The sequence below is a fragment of the Alteromonas sp. I10 genome, from assembly GCF_003201515.1.
In the GTDB taxonomy this organism is placed as follows: Bacteria; Pseudomonadota; Gammaproteobacteria; order Enterobacterales; family Alteromonadaceae; genus Alteromonas; species Alteromonas macleodii.
Genome location: NZ_QJJN01000001.1, coordinates 677,189 through 692,751, shown reverse-complemented (window position 1 = coordinate 692,751; position 15,563 = coordinate 677,189). Strand labels below are relative to the sequence as shown.

Annotated in this window: 14 protein-coding genes; 9 read left to right on the top strand and 5 right to left on the bottom strand. The window is 45.2% G+C overall.

All coding sequences use genetic code 11. The features are described from left to right. Positions 1-185 precede the first annotated feature (185 nt). Positions 186-548 (top strand): Hpt domain-containing protein, encoded by a 363-nt coding sequence (locus tag BZA03_RS03015; protein ID WP_039227191.1) that lies wholly within the window; start codon positions 186-188, stop codon positions 546-548. 331 nt (positions 549-879) lie between these two features. Here the strand turns inward: BZA03_RS03015 and BZA03_RS03010 are convergent, their stop codons facing one another. Beyond that, positions 880-1,878, bottom strand: coding sequence for an adenosine deaminase (locus BZA03_RS03010; RefSeq protein WP_014976199.1), 999 nt, complete (start codon positions 1,876-1,878; stop codon positions 880-882). Positions 1,879-2,200: 322 nt separating this feature from the next. Here BZA03_RS03010 and BZA03_RS03005 point away from each other — a divergent pair, with 322 nt between their 5' ends. Further along, positions 2,201-3,532 carry an NCS2 family permease gene (locus BZA03_RS03005; protein ID WP_101564103.1) on the top strand — a complete coding sequence of 444 codons (1,332 nt, stop codon included), beginning with the start codon at positions 2,201-2,203 and terminating at the stop codon, positions 3,530-3,532. Positions 3,533-3,639: 107 nt separating this feature from the next. Here the strand turns inward: BZA03_RS03005 and BZA03_RS03000 are convergent, their stop codons facing one another. The 3 genes from BZA03_RS03000 to BZA03_RS02990 all read right to left on the bottom strand — a co-directional run bounded on the left by BZA03_RS03000 (position 3,640) and on the right by BZA03_RS02990 (position 5,573). Beyond that, positions 3,640-3,897 (bottom strand): hypothetical protein, encoded by a 258-nt coding sequence (locus tag BZA03_RS03000; RefSeq protein ID WP_014949075.1) that lies wholly within the window; start codon positions 3,895-3,897, stop codon positions 3,640-3,642. 100 nt (positions 3,898-3,997) lie between these two features. Next, on the bottom strand, positions 3,998-4,927 hold the full coding sequence (puuE, locus tag BZA03_RS02995; protein ID WP_075176335.1) for an allantoinase PuuE: 930 nt from the start codon (positions 4,925-4,927) through the stop codon (positions 3,998-4,000). A 1-nt stretch (position 4,928) separates the two neighbouring features. Continuing rightward, positions 4,929-5,573 (bottom strand): TetR/AcrR family transcriptional regulator, encoded by a 645-nt coding sequence (locus tag BZA03_RS02990; protein ID WP_014949073.1) that lies wholly within the window; start codon positions 5,571-5,573, stop codon positions 4,929-4,931. Positions 5,574-5,981: 408 nt separating this feature from the next. On the opposite strand from BZA03_RS02990, the gene xdhA reads away from it, so the two are divergent. From xdhA to BZA03_RS02955, 7 genes are read left to right on the top strand one after another with little or no spacing between them, the layout of a single operon-like run. Beyond that, positions 5,982-7,427: a xanthine dehydrogenase small subunit gene (gene xdhA, locus BZA03_RS02985; protein ID WP_075176333.1), complete on the top strand. Its 1,446-nt coding sequence runs from the start codon at positions 5,982-5,984 to the stop codon at positions 7,425-7,427. Next, positions 7,420-9,786 (top strand): xanthine dehydrogenase molybdopterin binding subunit, encoded by a 2,367-nt coding sequence (gene xdhB / locus BZA03_RS02980; protein WP_110287933.1) that lies wholly within the window; start codon positions 7,420-7,422, stop codon positions 9,784-9,786. The genes xdhA and xdhB overlap by 8 nt, the downstream gene beginning before the upstream one ends. Next, complete coding sequence (gene xdhC / locus BZA03_RS02975) at positions 9,783-10,682, top strand: xanthine dehydrogenase accessory protein XdhC (RefSeq protein ID WP_110287932.1); 900 nt, start codon at positions 9,783-9,785, stop codon at positions 10,680-10,682. The genes xdhB and xdhC overlap by 4 nt, the downstream gene beginning before the upstream one ends. Then, on the top strand, positions 10,672-11,175 hold the full coding sequence (gene uraD, locus BZA03_RS02970; protein ID WP_110287931.1) for a 2-oxo-4-hydroxy-4-carboxy-5-ureidoimidazoline decarboxylase: 504 nt from the start codon (positions 10,672-10,674) through the stop codon (positions 11,173-11,175). The genes xdhC and uraD overlap by 11 nt, the downstream gene beginning before the upstream one ends. A gap of 58 nt (positions 11,176-11,233) precedes the next feature. Next, positions 11,234-11,560, top strand: a complete 327-nt coding sequence (gene uraH / locus BZA03_RS02965; protein WP_014976192.1) for a hydroxyisourate hydrolase — start codon at positions 11,234-11,236, stop codon at positions 11,558-11,560. A 5-nt stretch (positions 11,561-11,565) separates the two neighbouring features. Continuing rightward, complete coding sequence (guaD, locus tag BZA03_RS02960; protein ID WP_110287930.1) at positions 11,566-12,858, top strand: guanine deaminase; 1,293 nt, start codon at positions 11,566-11,568, stop codon at positions 12,856-12,858. A 47-nt stretch (positions 12,859-12,905) separates the two neighbouring features. After that, on the top strand, positions 12,906-14,165 hold the full coding sequence (locus BZA03_RS02955) for a urate hydroxylase PuuD (RefSeq protein ID WP_110287929.1): 1,260 nt from the start codon (positions 12,906-12,908) through the stop codon (positions 14,163-14,165). 43 nt (positions 14,166-14,208) lie between these two features. Here the strand turns inward: BZA03_RS02955 and BZA03_RS02950 are convergent, their stop codons facing one another. Next, positions 14,209-15,486 (bottom strand): diguanylate cyclase, encoded by a 1,278-nt coding sequence (locus BZA03_RS02950; RefSeq protein ID WP_110287928.1) that lies wholly within the window; start codon positions 15,484-15,486, stop codon positions 14,209-14,211. Between the last annotated feature and the right edge of the window lie 77 nt (positions 15,487-15,563).

The window sequence follows — 15,563 nt, the reverse complement described above, 5'->3', positions numbered from 1 at the left end:
GAGAAATTCCACACCATATAACAAATATCAGAATAAGTATCGCCCGAGATACGTAAAAAAAAATTAGTCTTTAGTCTAGGTTTTGCCGGTTTATGAACCGTTGTATGCTAAGCGGCTGAACTTGCTGTTTTTTGTTTAGAACATTTATTGTACACTGGCTTAACGCTTCAATTACGGTGGCACATATGGACACATCTAACTCAAACGATACGCCCACTCGAGAACAATTATGGAACCGCGATGCTGCAATAAGCAGATTGGGTGGAAATGAGGGGTTATTGAACCGTATTGTTGAAATGTTCCTCGCGCAAATAGAACAAAAACAACAAGCACTTCAAAGTGCTGCGACCGCATTAGATGTTGAAGCCGTTAGATTCAACAGTCATGCTATGAAAGGTGTGTCGGGCGATGTAGGTGCCGATGCCATTCGGGAAAAGGCATCATCTATTGAAAACAAAGCCAAGCAAGACGATTTAAGCGAAATCGTTCAAGACATCACAGAATTAGACAATTTGATTAAGCAAACTATTGCAGTCATGCAATCGTAAAATCACATTAGCTTCTCGCATTAATCGCCAGAAGCTAACTCGACTATCTTCCACTCCTCGCCTTGCTAGGGCCTGTTGACCTTTGTTGTACATTTTTGCAGCGGTCTGTGTGCCATCTAGACAAGGCGAATGTTTGACGGTTTAGTGGTTCTAAATCGAGAACATTCAACGCAGTATAGATGGCACAAAGGCGCTGCCCGAAGGGGTCGTTATGGAAGCCTTTTACTCTTTGTCACAGTCCTTTAACTTAGCCCGCTAGGCTTGCAGGACTGTTTCGCGATTAAAAGGCTTCCATTTAGACCAAAATTCGTACACCAAAAGTCAACAGGCCCTAGGCTGAAAGAACCTTTTCAACAAGCTGATTTTTCTGCTCCTGCGGCAAAAAACTTGCCTTAAAGCTATTTGCTACCAACGTACGAATTGTTTTTTCGTCAATACCCAGAGACTGGTGCAACGCTTCAAAATTGTCATTTAGGAAGCCACCAAAATACGTAGGATCATCAGAGTTAACCGTGACCAGAAGCCCAGCATCAAGAAGCTGGACAATATTGTGGTCTTTCATATCATTTATCACACACAGTTTGAGGTTACTTAACGGACAAACAGTGAGTGGAATTTGTCTTTCTTTCAAGAGGTCCATAAGCGCCTCGTCTTCTTGGCAGCGCACACCGTGGTCAATACGATCAACGTCCAATAGCTCGATGGCTTCCCAAATGTAAGATGCCGGTCCTTCTTCTCCAGCATGGGCGACAATTTTAAATCCCAGCGCTTTGGCTTTTTTGAATACGCGTTCGAATTTTGACGGCGGATGACCAAGTTCGGAGCTGTCTAACCCTACCGCTGTAATGTGCTCGTAGTAGGGCTCTGCTGCAGAAAGCGTATCGAAGGCAGCATCTTCTGGCAAATGGCGAAGGAAAGACATGATTAAATAGCTACTGATACCGTATTCATCTTTTGCTTTTTCCATCGCCTTCAAAAAGCCTGGCATGAAAATATCGAAACCTATGTCACGCTCTGTATGGGTTTGCGGATCAAACATAATTTCTGTGTGGACGATATTGTCCTCATGACACCGCGTTAAGTATTCCCACATTAAAGCAAAGAAATCATCCTCATCGCGAAGCACGCCCGCCCCTGCATAATATAAGTCAAGGAAGCTTTGGAGATCTTCAAAGTTATACGCCGCTTCTATCTCTTCCACGCTAGCATAAGGAAGTGATACACTGTGCTTTTCAGCTAGGCGCCACATAAGTTCAGGCGTTAAGCTACCTTCTATATGCAGATGCAGTTCGGCCTTTGGAATGTTTTTAATTATTGATGACAGCGACATGGCCCCTCACTTATTTGCACCACAACAATGCAATGGCATTTAATTGGTGCGTAATAGTTTATCTTTAATGCTATCTGTAAACGAGTTCTATTGCTCATTTAGGTTTTGTTTGCGGTTTTTTTGACTTCATCTATGTTGATTACTAACCGTTTGGCTGGCTTTGTGCTGCCTGGCTAGTGACCTTGAGTCACGCAATGGCTATTAATTAGTCATTGTACTGAAAAGTAAGTTAGCACAAAACACACCAACAAGTTGACTAATTGGTCAGTTTATTGCTTTCAACGCACAAAACACACAATGAAATACTAACAGAGAACTCTTGATGTCCAACAACGTAATCGAACGGCTATTTAAGCTGCAGGAACACGGAACAACAGTAAGAACAGAGATCATTGCAGGACTTACTACGTTCGCAGCCATGTCTTATATACTCGTGGTGAACCCAGGTATTCTTGGGTTAAGTGGCATGCCCGTAGAGGGCCTAATTACAGTGACAGCAATAGCGGCGTGTATTGGCACTTTAATGATGGCGCTAATGACTAACTACCCTATTGCGTTGGCACCAGGTATGGGCTTGAACGCCTTTTTCGCGTTTACCATTTGTCTTGGTCGTGAAATTCCATGGGAAGCAGCGCTTGGTATTGTTTTCTGGAACGGCATTCTCTTTTTACTCCTTTCTCTCACCGGAGTTCGAACCAAAATAGCCGAGTCTATACCTCCTTCTCTTAAAATCGGCGTGCAGTGTGGCATAGGTTTGTTCATTGCCTTTATCGGCCTTAAAAATGCGGGGCTGATTGTTGATAATCCCGCAACCTTCGTACAGCTTGGCGACCTTTCTGAGCCAGCAGTAATGTTAGCGCTCATCGGCATTATTTTTACTATCGTTTTGATGGTGAAACGCGTTACAGGCGCTATCTTAATCTCTATCGTAACACTCACCTTAATTGGTGCTTTTATCCCCACTGAAAACGGTACCTTAACTGCAACGCCTTCTGCTGTAGTTGGCATGCCAGAATCTATTTCAAACACTTTTATGGCAATGGACTTTTGGTACCCAATTGATCACCTTGCTGAAACGTGGGACCTCATTTTCGCACTTATGTTTGTGAACATGTTCGATACCATTGGCACCTTAATCGGCGTATCTCGAAAAGCCAATCTACTTACTCCCGAAGGCAAGCTACCGAAAATTGGCTCAGCAATGACAGCCGATGCATCAGCGAGTATTGCTGGCGCATTAGTGGGTACATCTCCAGTAACTAGCTATGTGGAGTCCGCTACAGGCGTATCGGCGGGCGGCAGAACCGGACTTACCGCAGTAGTGGTTTCAATCTGCTTCTTACTCTCGCTATTTTTAACACCGCTAATGAAAGTTATCCCGCTAATGGCCACTACGCCAGCGCTATTGATGGTAGGTATTTTAATGATGGAATCGATTCGACAGGTTGATTTCGACGACTTAGGTGCGTTAGCCACTGCTTCTGTTGCACTTATCGCCATGCCGCTCACATTCAGCATTAGCGAAGGCATTGCCCTTGGTTTTATTACTTATGTTGGCATTAAGGTAGGTACGGGAAAATTTAAAGAAGTAACACCGCTCACTTATGCACTGGCGATTGTTTTCTTATTACGATACTTATTGGATTTAAAATAATTCAACGGGGCTTATTGCGTGCCTGTAAGTTAACGCCTTAGATACAAAAAAGGTGGCTTTCAACGCCACCTTTCTTTTTAAACTAGGCAAGTGAAAAAGATATACGTTTACTTCAATCCATCGTAAGTGAAGGTAACGGCTTTATCACCCATAAATACGATTTTAACGTGCTTACTGTCTTCATTGCCCCATGTACATGCCATGGTACCCATTGTTTTTCCGCAGTTGTCAGCTGACCCCAGAATTGCTTCAACTTCGTCCTGAGACATACCCATTTCTAATTTATCGTAGTTTTCTTTAGTCAGCTTTGAGCATGCTGTCAGCGCTAGCGCCCCAAGGGCAATAATGGCTAGTTTTGTTTTCATGGTTTTGTCCTTTATTAAGTGAAGGCGATAGCGCTCCATTTGTTTCACTTTCGTCTCTTCACTTTACTGTACTTCAAATATAGTAGGCGTACTGTAAACGCTACGTACGTGGCTTGTCACCACCATCTTTAGGATGAAGCTCCAACCAGTGACGGGCAATTTGCTCTCGTGTCGCTAGCCATACTTTATCATGAGACTTAACGTACTCGATAAAGCGCTTAAGTGCGGCGAGTCGAGCAGGCCGTCCTATTATGCGATTATGAAGGCCGATAGATAGCATCTTAGGCGCTTCTTCTCCTTCTTCATACAACACGTCAAACGCATCTTTTAAGTAGGTGAAAAACTGTTCCCCACTGTTGAAGCCCTGAGGCGTGGCAAAACGCATATCATTGGTGTCTAATGTGTACGGCACCATCAATAACGGCTTGCTGTAATGGCAGTCGTAGTAAGGTAAGTCGTCAGCATATGAATCGGCGCAATATAAGATATCGTCGCGCTCTGCAATCAACTTCAGCGTATTCGGACTCGTTCTTCCTGTATACCAACCTACAGGTTTACTGCCCGTTAACTGCTCATGAAGAATAATCGCCTCATCAATTTGTTTACGCTCTTGCTCTTCGTCCATGTCTTGATAATGCACCCAGCGCATGGCGTGGCTGGCGATTTCCCAACCTGAATCCATCATGGCTTTTACGGCGTCAGGGTGTCGTTGCATAGCCATAGTGACGCCAAACACAGTAACGGGAATGTCGTATTTATTAAGCAAACGGTGTAAACGCCAAAACCCTGCACGACTGCCGTATTCGTAAATAGACTCCATGCTGAGGTGGCGATCTTTATACGCTTGTGCGCCGATAATTTCCGATAGGAATATTTCTGACGCCTCGTCACCATGAAGCACGCAATTTTCGCCACCTTCCTCGTAATTTAATACGAACTGAATCGCGATTTTTGCGTCGCCCGGCCACTTTGCGTGAGGTACATGTTGACCGTAACCAACCAGATCACGAGGGTAAACAGACTCTGTCATGCTACACCTCGAAGTTTTCTGGCACAGATAACCCACAGCCACCGAGCACGAGTTTTACCACTTGTTTTGTAGCGTCTTCAAAATCTGATTTTGTCATCTTTTTACCGCGTAGACGGGTTATTTGCGCAGAGAAGTCAGCATAGTGCTGGGTACTCGCCCAGATTGTGTAAAGCAAGTATTCACCTTCAACAGGTGGCAGTTTGCCGGCCTTTACCCATGCATCAATAACCGCAAGTCGCCCTTTCATCCAAAGCGCATGCTCTTCATCAAAGTAGCCACTTAAGTTTTGTGCACCATTGATAATTTCCATCGCAAAGATCTTTGAGGCCATTGGATGCGTTCGCGACACTTCCATTTTCTCGGCGATATAATTGGCGAGTACCTCGGCTGGGTCGTCTTCTACTGTGGCTTTATCAAAACGTGAGTTCCACAGCGAGAGGGTTTCTTCTAGTACCGCTACGTAGAGCTCTTGTTTTGTTTTGAAATAATACAAAACGTTAGTCTTAGGAAGTCCTGCTTCATCAGCAATTTTTTGTACTGCTGTGCCTTTGAAGCCAAACTGTGCAAAACATTTTTCAGCGGCTTGGAGTATTTTTCTTCTGTTCATAGCGCCAACGCCAGCGTCAGCACTTTTTACCTTCATCATTATTATTAAAATTCCTTTGCAATCTACTTTGCAAGCGCACGGGCAGTATAAATGCTGCATGCCTTTTCGATAGGTTAGCATTTATTGCCGACGAGTTGCTATGCTCTTATAGATCATACATACCCTATGCAGGGAGTGTTAACCATACTAAAACACGAATTACGCGAATAGTTCAAAACCTTGCACGAATCTTGCCTTAATCTTTATTAACAAATCGGCGTAGTGCTTAGCAAAAGAAAAATAGAAAGGTATCACTTCTTTTTTTCCAATCAAATTTGCGCAAAATCATGGCCTTTTAGAACTCGGCCTTTTTTTATAAGCAATAAATTGACCAAATGGTCTACTTTTATTGAAAAAATACAGCTATATTAATGAATACAAGAATGAATAGAACAAGAAGGTGTGAGTATGATTCGCTTTCTAATAAATAACGATGTCGTTGAATTAAATGAAGCGCGGGCCGACCTCACCCTTCTACAATTTATTCGCGAACATCGCAAAAAAACAGGCACAAAAGAAGGCTGTGCAGCAGGAGACTGCGGTGCATGTACCGTAGTACTTGTGGAACCAGCCTCCTCAAATAGCGCTGCAGAACTTAATTATCGAACAGTGAATAGCTGCATCACGCTAATGAGTGCAGTTCATGGGAAGCAGCTTTTATTTGTTGAGCATTTGAACGATGGTAAACACTTACACCCCGTACAGCAGGCGTTAGTTGATCACCATGGTTCTCAGTGTGGCTTTTGCACACCTGGTTTTATCATGTCGATGTTTGCCTTATATCACAGCAATTCAAAACCAAATCGCGACGATGTGCTGCACGCCTTATCAGGCAACTTGTGTCGCTGTACAGGCTACCGCCCTATTATCGATGCTACGATGGCGGTGTGCGAACAAACACCTGATGATCAATTCACTGCACGCCAAGCTGCCACCCTTTCTACATTGCTGTCATTATCTGGTGAGAAACCCACTGGTACGGGCAATATCCATACGCCAACGTCTCGCGAAGAACTGAAGACTCTGATTCAAGCGCATCCAACTGCACAGCTAGTCGCTGGCAGCACGGATTTAAGCCTTCAGTTCACGCAACAGCTAAAAGATGTAGAAACGCTTATCAGTGTGACGCATATTGATGCACTAAAACAATGCACCAAAAGCGAGCATTCTCTTATTCTTGGTGCAGCTGTACCGCTAAATGATGCGGCACCTTTATTACTAAATGCATTTCCGCAAGTGGCTGAGCTTGTTACCCGATTTGCCTCGTTGCCTATCCGCAATCAGGCTACCATTGGCGGTAACGTGGCTAACGCTTCCCCTATTGGTGATATGCCACCGTTACTACTCGCGTTGAATGCCATACTGCATTTAGATAACGGCGAGAGCGTTCGTATGATCCCAATTAGCACATTCTTCACAGGCTATCGCGAGACCATGCTGGCGAAAGATGAATGGATAAGTGCAATAGAAATACCATTGAAACAGCCCAATCAAGCATTAGCTGCATATAAGATATCGAAACGATTTGAAGATGATATTTCTGCAGTATGCGCCGTATTTAATGTCACACTCGACAACGGCAAGGTAGAAGCCATTAGCAGTGGCTTTGGTGGTGTAGCAGCAGTTCCGTCAACCTGCAATGCGTTAGAAAACGTTTTGAAAGGTAAGCAGTTCGCTAGCAACGAATGTTTAACGTTGGGCAAACAAGTCTTATTCGATGCATTTTCACCTATCGATGATGTGCGCGCTACAGCCCAATACCGTAAAACTGTTTTAGCTAACCTGTGGCATCGCTTCTGGTTAGAGAACCAAACAGCAAACCAAATTGAAACACGGGTGGTGCAGCATGCGTAAGTTAATTGATGCCCCTAATCCACTGCAACAAAACGACAAGCAAAGTGTCGTTCACGTATCTAAAAAGCACGAGAGCGCAACACGCCAAGTTCAGGGCAGCGCCAACTATGTTGACGATGTTATTGAACCTCAAGGCACTCTTTATGCTGCAGTTGGTGTAAGCCAATGCGCAAAAGGTACGATTAACTCGATAAATCTTGACGCTGTTCGCCAAAGTGAAGGCGTTGTAGATGTGATTACGATTGACGACGTGCCTGGCCATAAAGATATTGGACCTGTATTCGAAGGCGATCCGTTACTTGCTAATGGCGAAATCAAATTCTTCGGTCAGCCTTTATTTGCAGTACTTGCCACTTCGATAAACCTTGCCCGACAAGCTGCGCTAAAAGGGAAATTAGAGGTGAGTGAAGCCAAACCTATACTTAGTGCCGAAGCTGCCCACCAGCAGCAAACGTTTGTGCGTCCCCTACATCGGTTTGGCCAACACACTGACCGCGTTGAAAGTACATTTGAAAAAGCGATCCACCAAGCACATGGCACGCTCAGTATTGGTGGACAGGAACATATGTACTTAGAAGGACAAGTGAGCCTTGCGATCCCTGATGAAGAAGATCGCATGAAAATCTATACGTCTAGTCAACATCCCAGTGAGGTACAAAAACTCGTTGCCGAAGTGCTCGATGTAAAATTGCACCGTGTAATGGTAGACATGCGACGTATGGGCGGCGGCTTTGGCGGAAAAGAAACTCAAGCCGCGCAATGGGCCTGTATAGCGGCTCTACTGGCATCGCGCAATCAATGTGCGGTTAAGCTTCGCTTACCACGCTTCACTGATATGCATGTTACTGGCAAACGTCACCCGTTCGAAAACGAGTTCGACGTGGCCTTTGACGAGACAGGTAAAATTGAAGCCACCCGCATGACAATCAATGGTATTTGTGGGCACTCGCCTGATTTATCTGACGCCATTGTCGATAGAGCCATGTTCCATGCGGACAACGGTTATTTCTTAGGTGATAGCGACATTGTTGGCCACAGATTGCAAACCAATATGGTATCGCACACCGCTTATCGAGGTTTTGGCGGACCGCAAGGTATGATTATGGCTGAAGCCATGATTGATAGAATTGCCCGTGCTATTGGCAGCGACCCCCTATCGGTGAGAAAACGTAATTTATACGGCCCCACTACAGGTAGTTTTACTCCCTACGGAATGAAGGTAGAACATAACCTTCTGCCCGATATGATTGCCGAGCTAGAAGAAACCGCTCAGTATTGGCAGCGCCGTGAAGCTATTGCAGCGTTTAACCGCGAAAGCCCGGTGATTAAGAAAGGTTTAGCGCTAACGCCTGTTAAGTTTGGCATTTCATTTACCGCGAAGCATTTAAACCAAGCTGGCGCTTTAGTGCACATTTATACTGATGGTAGTATTCAGGTGAACCATGGTGGTACTGAAATGGGCCAAGGGCTTCACACCAAAATAGGCCAAATTGCAGCCAATGAATTTGGACTAGATTTGGATATGATTGAAGTCACTGCAACACGCACTGACAAAGTACCTAACACTTCACCAACAGCAGCTTCAAGCGGCACTGACTTAAACGGAAAAGCCGTACAAAATGCATGTATTACGCTAAAAGCCCGTTTGGCCGAGTGCTTTGCCAAAAGCTTAGGTCTAGAGGACCGCGCTGGCGACGTGCTATTCATTAATGAGCACGTGGTATTGGATGAGCACAAAATTACCTTTACCGAGCTTGTGCAGCAAGCGTATTTTGCTCGTGTATCTTTGTCTTCAAGCGGTTTCTACAAAACCCCAAAATTACAGTATAACCGCGATACCGGTGAAGGCCGTCCGTTTTTCTACTTTGCTTATGGCGTCTCAATGAGCGAAGTCTCTGTCGACACACTTACCGGTGAATATACGGTAGATAAAGTTAACGTGCTCCACGATGTTGGCAACAGTCTTAACCCTGCCATTGATATTGGCCAAATAGAAGGCGCGTTTATTCAAGGTATGGGCTGGCTTACCACAGAAGACCTTAAATGGAATGAAGCGGGTAAGCTGATAAGTGAAAATATGGCGACCTATAAAATTCCAGCCATTGGCGATACGCCAAAAGAGTTTAATGTGAAGCTGTTCGGTAGAAAAAATGCTGAAGACAGCATTTACCACTCAAAAGCGGTTGGCGAGCCACCATTTATGCTTGCTATTTCAGTGTGGTGCGCCCTTAAAGACGCCATATCTAGCCTATCTGGCTACACAGTTGATCCGCAACTAGATACACCAGCCACACCAGAACGGGTGTTAAATGCAGTAAGTGCTATGCAGCATTCTTCCAGTCGAGGCGGTGTTTTATGACACTCACTGCAGCAAAGTCATCTCGCGCGCCCCAATCATTTCGTGCAACAAACTGGTATGAGGGAATAGCCGAATGCCAAGCGCGTAATGAAGGCTATGTGCTTGTGACTGTGGTTGGCACTGCAGGCTCTACGCCTCGTGAACCCGGTAGTAAAATGGTGGTTACCGCTTCACAAAGCATCGATACCATTGGCGGCGGGCACCTTGAGTTTGATGCCATTGCCCGCGCACGAGAGTACCTTGCAAAGGGCGAAGCATGCACTGAACTTCACAGCTACCCGTTAAGCAGTTCTTTAGGACAGTGCTGCGGCGGCGCAGTAAAGGTGCTATTTGACGTGTGTAACGTTCATCAGCAGCACATCGCCATTTTTGGTGCTGGCCATGTTGCAAAAGCACTGGTGCCTATTTTGGCTCAATTGCCTGTACGCATTTCGTGGATAGACAGTCGCGAGGAACTGTTTCCATCGTCTTTGCCAGCCAACGTGCACAAAGTCGTGGAAGAAGCACCAGAGAGCGAAGTTAGACACCTTGATGAGAACAGTTGGCTGATTATACTCACCCACGATCATCAATTGGACTATCGCATTACAGAGCAGGCGTTAAAGCAACCTTCCCTCCCCTTTGTTGGGTTAATTGGTTCAGACACCAAAGCAAAGCGCTTTATTACCAAGCTGACTCAGCGTGGGTTTGACGACAACGCGCTGGCAAGGCTATTTACGCCAATAGGTAACCGAGATATTCCTGGCAAGCAACCAATTGAAGTTGCCGTTTCTATATCTGCGCAAATTATCGAGCGTCTTCATGTAAAAGAAGTAACGGCAGGCAACAGTAACAAATACAGTGAGAAACCCGCTATAGCGTTTCACAAAGAAAAGGACACCATCAGTGATACTTAAAGAATTAAATACGCTAAGCGCTGAAGAGGCGTCATCTTGGTTTGAGCAATGCTGCGCGGCGAAAACCTGGGTTTATCAAATGGTAAAAGCACGCCCCTACAACGACAAGGACGCACTTGTTAATCAAGCGAAGAGCGCGTGGGCCAAGTGCAGTGATGACGACTACCTTGAAGCTTTTACGGCACACCCCATGATTGGCGACGTTGATTCATTGCGTAAAAAGTTTGCAAATACTAAAGCCATTGCTGCGGGCGAGCAGTCGGGTACAGCCAGCGCGTCCGAGGCCGTTTTACGCCAGTTAAAAGAAGCCAATCACGCCTATTTAGACAAGCACGGGTTTATCTTTATTATTTGTGCCACCGGTCTTTCTGCGCAGACTATGTTAGAAGCATTACAAGCTAGGCTACCCAATACCACACAGCAAGAGATTACCAATGCTGCTGCAGAGCAAATAAAGATAACCCTATTGCGTATTAACAAAGCGCTGGATTAACCCCCGTATTTTCAAAAAAATGGTCAATACGCATTGAATAGTTTTTAAGGAAAACAGTATGAATACGCTTTCTAGCCACGTACTCGACACTACATTAGGTAAGCCAGCACAAGGCATTGCCCTTACACTTACACTACCTGACGGTAGCACCCTTTCGGGTGAAACGGATAATGACGGACGTTTTAACAACTGGGGCGTTGAAGACGGTTTTGCCGCAGGCGTTTATACCCTGCGCTTTCACTGCAAGCCTTACCTTGTAGAAACGCATGGCAAAAGTTTCTACCCACACATTGATATTACATTTGAACTTGATGAGAATGGCGGTCATTATCATGTGCCACTTCTTATCTCTCCATTCGGTTTCAGCAGCTACAGGGGCAGCTAACAAACATGCAGCTTTTTCGTGCAAGCATTGCGCACTTTCCTAACCAAACTACACAGTTCGATAATGACATCGCTATATTCAAAGACGGTGGTTTGTTAGTAGACAATAAAGAAATAAAAGACATTGGCACATTTGAAGAGATAGTAAAGCGCTACCCGGCTGCCACTGTGACAGATTTTTCAGGCAAGTGGATTTTGCCAGGTTTAATAGACAGCCACCTGCATTATCCGCAAACACAGAGCATAGCTCATTATGGCGAGCAGCTGTTGAGCTGGCTTGAAAACTATACGTTTCCCACAGAAATGCAGTTTGCTGACAGTGAACACGCTAAAACCATTGCTAACGTATTTTTGCGCCAATTGCTAAAGAACGGTACTACCACAGGTTTTGTTTTTACTACGGTTCATAAAAGCAGTAGCCACGCATTATTTAGTGCAGCAAGCGAAATTGATATGGCAATTGTGGCCGGTAAAGTATGTATGGACAGGAATTGCCCTAGTGCGCTTAATGACTGCGCCGACACAGCACAAGCTGACAGTGCACAATTAATTGAAACTTGGCACAACAAGGGCCGCAACCGCTATGCGCTAACGCCCCGTTTTGCCCCAACCAGTACTGAAGCTCAGCTTGCTGCATTAGGGGAACTTGCCAAGCAGTATCCCGACGTTTTCATTCAAACACACTTGTCTGAGAACTTAGACGAGATTGCATGGGTGAAGAGCTTATTCCCTAAAGCGGACGGCTATTTAGATGTATATGACACCTACAGCCTTGTGCGTGAACGTGCGGTGTTTGGCCATGGCATTCATCTTACGCCAAACGAATGGGTGCGCTTAGGCGAAAGCGGCGCTACGGTGGCCTTCTGTCCTACATCTAACCTGTTTTTAGGAAGTGGCCTTTTTGATATGACCGCAGCGCGTGCTAACAAGGTCCATGTGGCTATGGCCACCGATGTGGGTGCAGGCACTACGTTTAACATGTTTAAAACCTACGGCGATGCATACAAGGTTAGTCAGTTGCGCAGCGAGCCCATCAGCCCGTTAGAAGGCTTTTATCTTATGACCCAAGGCGCGGCCGTAGCTCATGCGCTTGATCATGAAATAGGCAACTTAAACCCGGGCACCACCGCTGACTTTATCGTTGTTGAGCCTAGGTTTGACGAATTGACACAATTGAGAATAAAAGAAGACGCGGACTTTGACGATGTGTTTTTTGCCTTGAGTATTTTAGGTGATGACCGCGCTATCGACCAAACGTGGATAAGCGGCACCTGCCGCTATAAAAAAGAACATCATTAATAACAGGCTGCTGTAGGGCCTTTGGGCCCTAAATAAGGAGAACAATAATGCCGTGGCTAGATTGGATAAGTTTATTTGTACGTTGGTTCCACGTTGTAGCGGGTGTAGCGTGGATTGGCGCGTCGTTTTACTTCATTTGGTTGGATAACAATCTACGCACGCCACCTAAATGGAAGCAAGACAAAGGCATAAAAGGCGACTTATGGGCTATTCATGGCGGCGGGTTTTATGAGGTTGCCAAATACGCTTATGGCCCAGAGAAAATGCCAGAAACACTGCACTGGTTTAAGTGGGAAGCCTATACCACGTGGTTATCTGGCTTCGCTTTACTGATCATCGTTTATTACTTTGGCGCAAACGCTTATCTTATCGACCCGTCAGTAAACGCCATGTCACCCGCCACAGCAATATCTTTAGGGCTAGGATTAATCTTTGGCGGACTCGCCTTATACGAATTTGCCTGCCGTAGCCCTTTAGCAAAATATCCGCTGGCCTTTGGTATCGGATTAGTTGCGCTTGTTTGTATTGTCAGCTACTTGTCTACGCAGTGGTTTAGCGGTCGCGGTGCCTATATTCACGTTGGCGCACTTATTGGCACTATCATGGCAGGCAATGTCTTTTTTAACATTATGCCGAACCAGCGCAAAATGGTGGCCGCTGTAGCCGATAAGAAAGATATCGACCCTAATTGGGGAGCGAGCGCAAAATTACGTTCGGTACACAATAACTATTTCACGCTGCCGCTGCTGTTTATCATGATTTCAAATCACTACCCCATGACGTATCAACACCCGCAAAATTGGCTGGTACTCATTGCGATAATGGCCGCTGCCGCTTGGATACGTCATTTCTTTAACTTGCGTCATGTAGGCACCACTAAACCTGGTATTTTAGTGTCTGGCGCAGTCGCCATGCTAGCAATCGCCCTATGGGTGTCATGGCCACAGTCGCCATCACATACATCGAATGAAGGACATGAAGATGTGACCCTTGTCGATGAAGTAGGTAAAAAAGTAACGGCTAACAATGCAGTCGCCCAAGCGAGTTCTGAAGTAAGCAATGAGCGAGTAGTAAGCTTAATTACAACCCATTGTGTGGGTTGCCACTCGCGCACGCCAACCGACGATATCTTTAAAGTCGCGCCTTTAGGCGTAGTATTAGATACATGGGAAGATATTGAAAGGTTTGCGCCACAAGTGGTTCGAAGAACCACTGTGACCAAAGACATGCCATTTTTAAACAAGACAAAAATGACAGACGAAGAGCGTCAGGAAATAGCGCGCTGGTTCGCTCAAAGACAAAAATAGAATGGCGAAAGCGATGTAGATATCGAGTCTCAGGAATAGCTGTCTACATCGCTTTATCAATCGCGGTTAAAACTTGCTGATAACGCTTTTTTCCGTACATTACCTCATCGGCCTTATCTAGCCATTCCTGCACGGTTTCAATCCCTTCGCTCCACTCAACCCAGCCAACACTGAAGCCAATTGGTACTACCTTATTGCCATCTACATTAACTTCAAAGTCGCTTTGGGCAACCCTATTAAAAAAAGCTTCCGTTTCCTTTTCACCCGTGCCATAGAGCAAGATGACAAATTCATCTCCTCCAATACGACCGAATCTATCACTATCACGCAGCAAACTACTCATTCTTTCAGAGAACTCAACAAGCGCCTTGTCTCCTACCTTGTGACCATATTTATCGTTAATTTCTTTGAATTTGTTTAAGTCTATATAAACAAGCGTTGACGTTTGTTGGCCACGATCCATACGAGAAATTTCGTCACTTAACTGGCTAAATATCTCTCTCCTATTGGCAAGTCCAGTGAGCGAGTCGGTTTTCGACAGGTGCTCTAATTTAGTAACGGCGCTCATCAGAGCTTGTTGCTGCGTTTTCTCTCTTGTTATGTCGTCGGCTGTACCTAAAATAAGCGACTGCATTTCACGGTCGTCAAATATCAAGCTTCCGCGATCGTGAAGGTACTTCACTTCGCCTTTCGAGTCGTATATACGATATTGAATATCCCAATTCTGCAAAGGGCGTTGACTGAACAGTTTTAACACCCGTGCTTTATCATCTTCATGTACATGATCAATAAAACTCATAGGGTTACAGTAAAGTTCGTACTCGTTGCGACCGAATATGTTTGAATAGCCATCGTTAACGTATTGCAGTTTAGACAAGTCTGGCGTCGCCACCCATATAAACGTTCTATCAGAAAATGCGCTAACAATTTTGCTAAACAAGGCATCAACTTGAAAGAGCTCAGACTGGATGCGCTTTTTCTCGTCGATATCTTCCACAATAGAAATAAAATAGTCTGGGTTGCCGCGCTGATCTCTTACTAAAGACACTGTTAACTTCGCCCAAACTTGCTCGCCATCGCGCCTTACATATCGCTTTTCAATCGCATAGTCATCAATATCACCTGCCATCAGGCGCTCTAAGTAACTTAGATCTTCATCAAGATAATCTGGCGCAGTTAATTCTTGAAAGGTTAACGTCGTAAGTTCTTCATCAGAATATCCTAAAAAATCACACAGTCGCTTATTTACACGTATAAAGCTTCCATCCACGCTTACGTGAGCGAGCCCAACAGGACAAAAGTGAAAAGTTTTTTCAAACATAGGGCATCGCCCCGTTCGGTAATTGCATTCCGTCGCCTCAAGAGGTGGCACTCAAAGGATAATGAGCACCCTTTTAT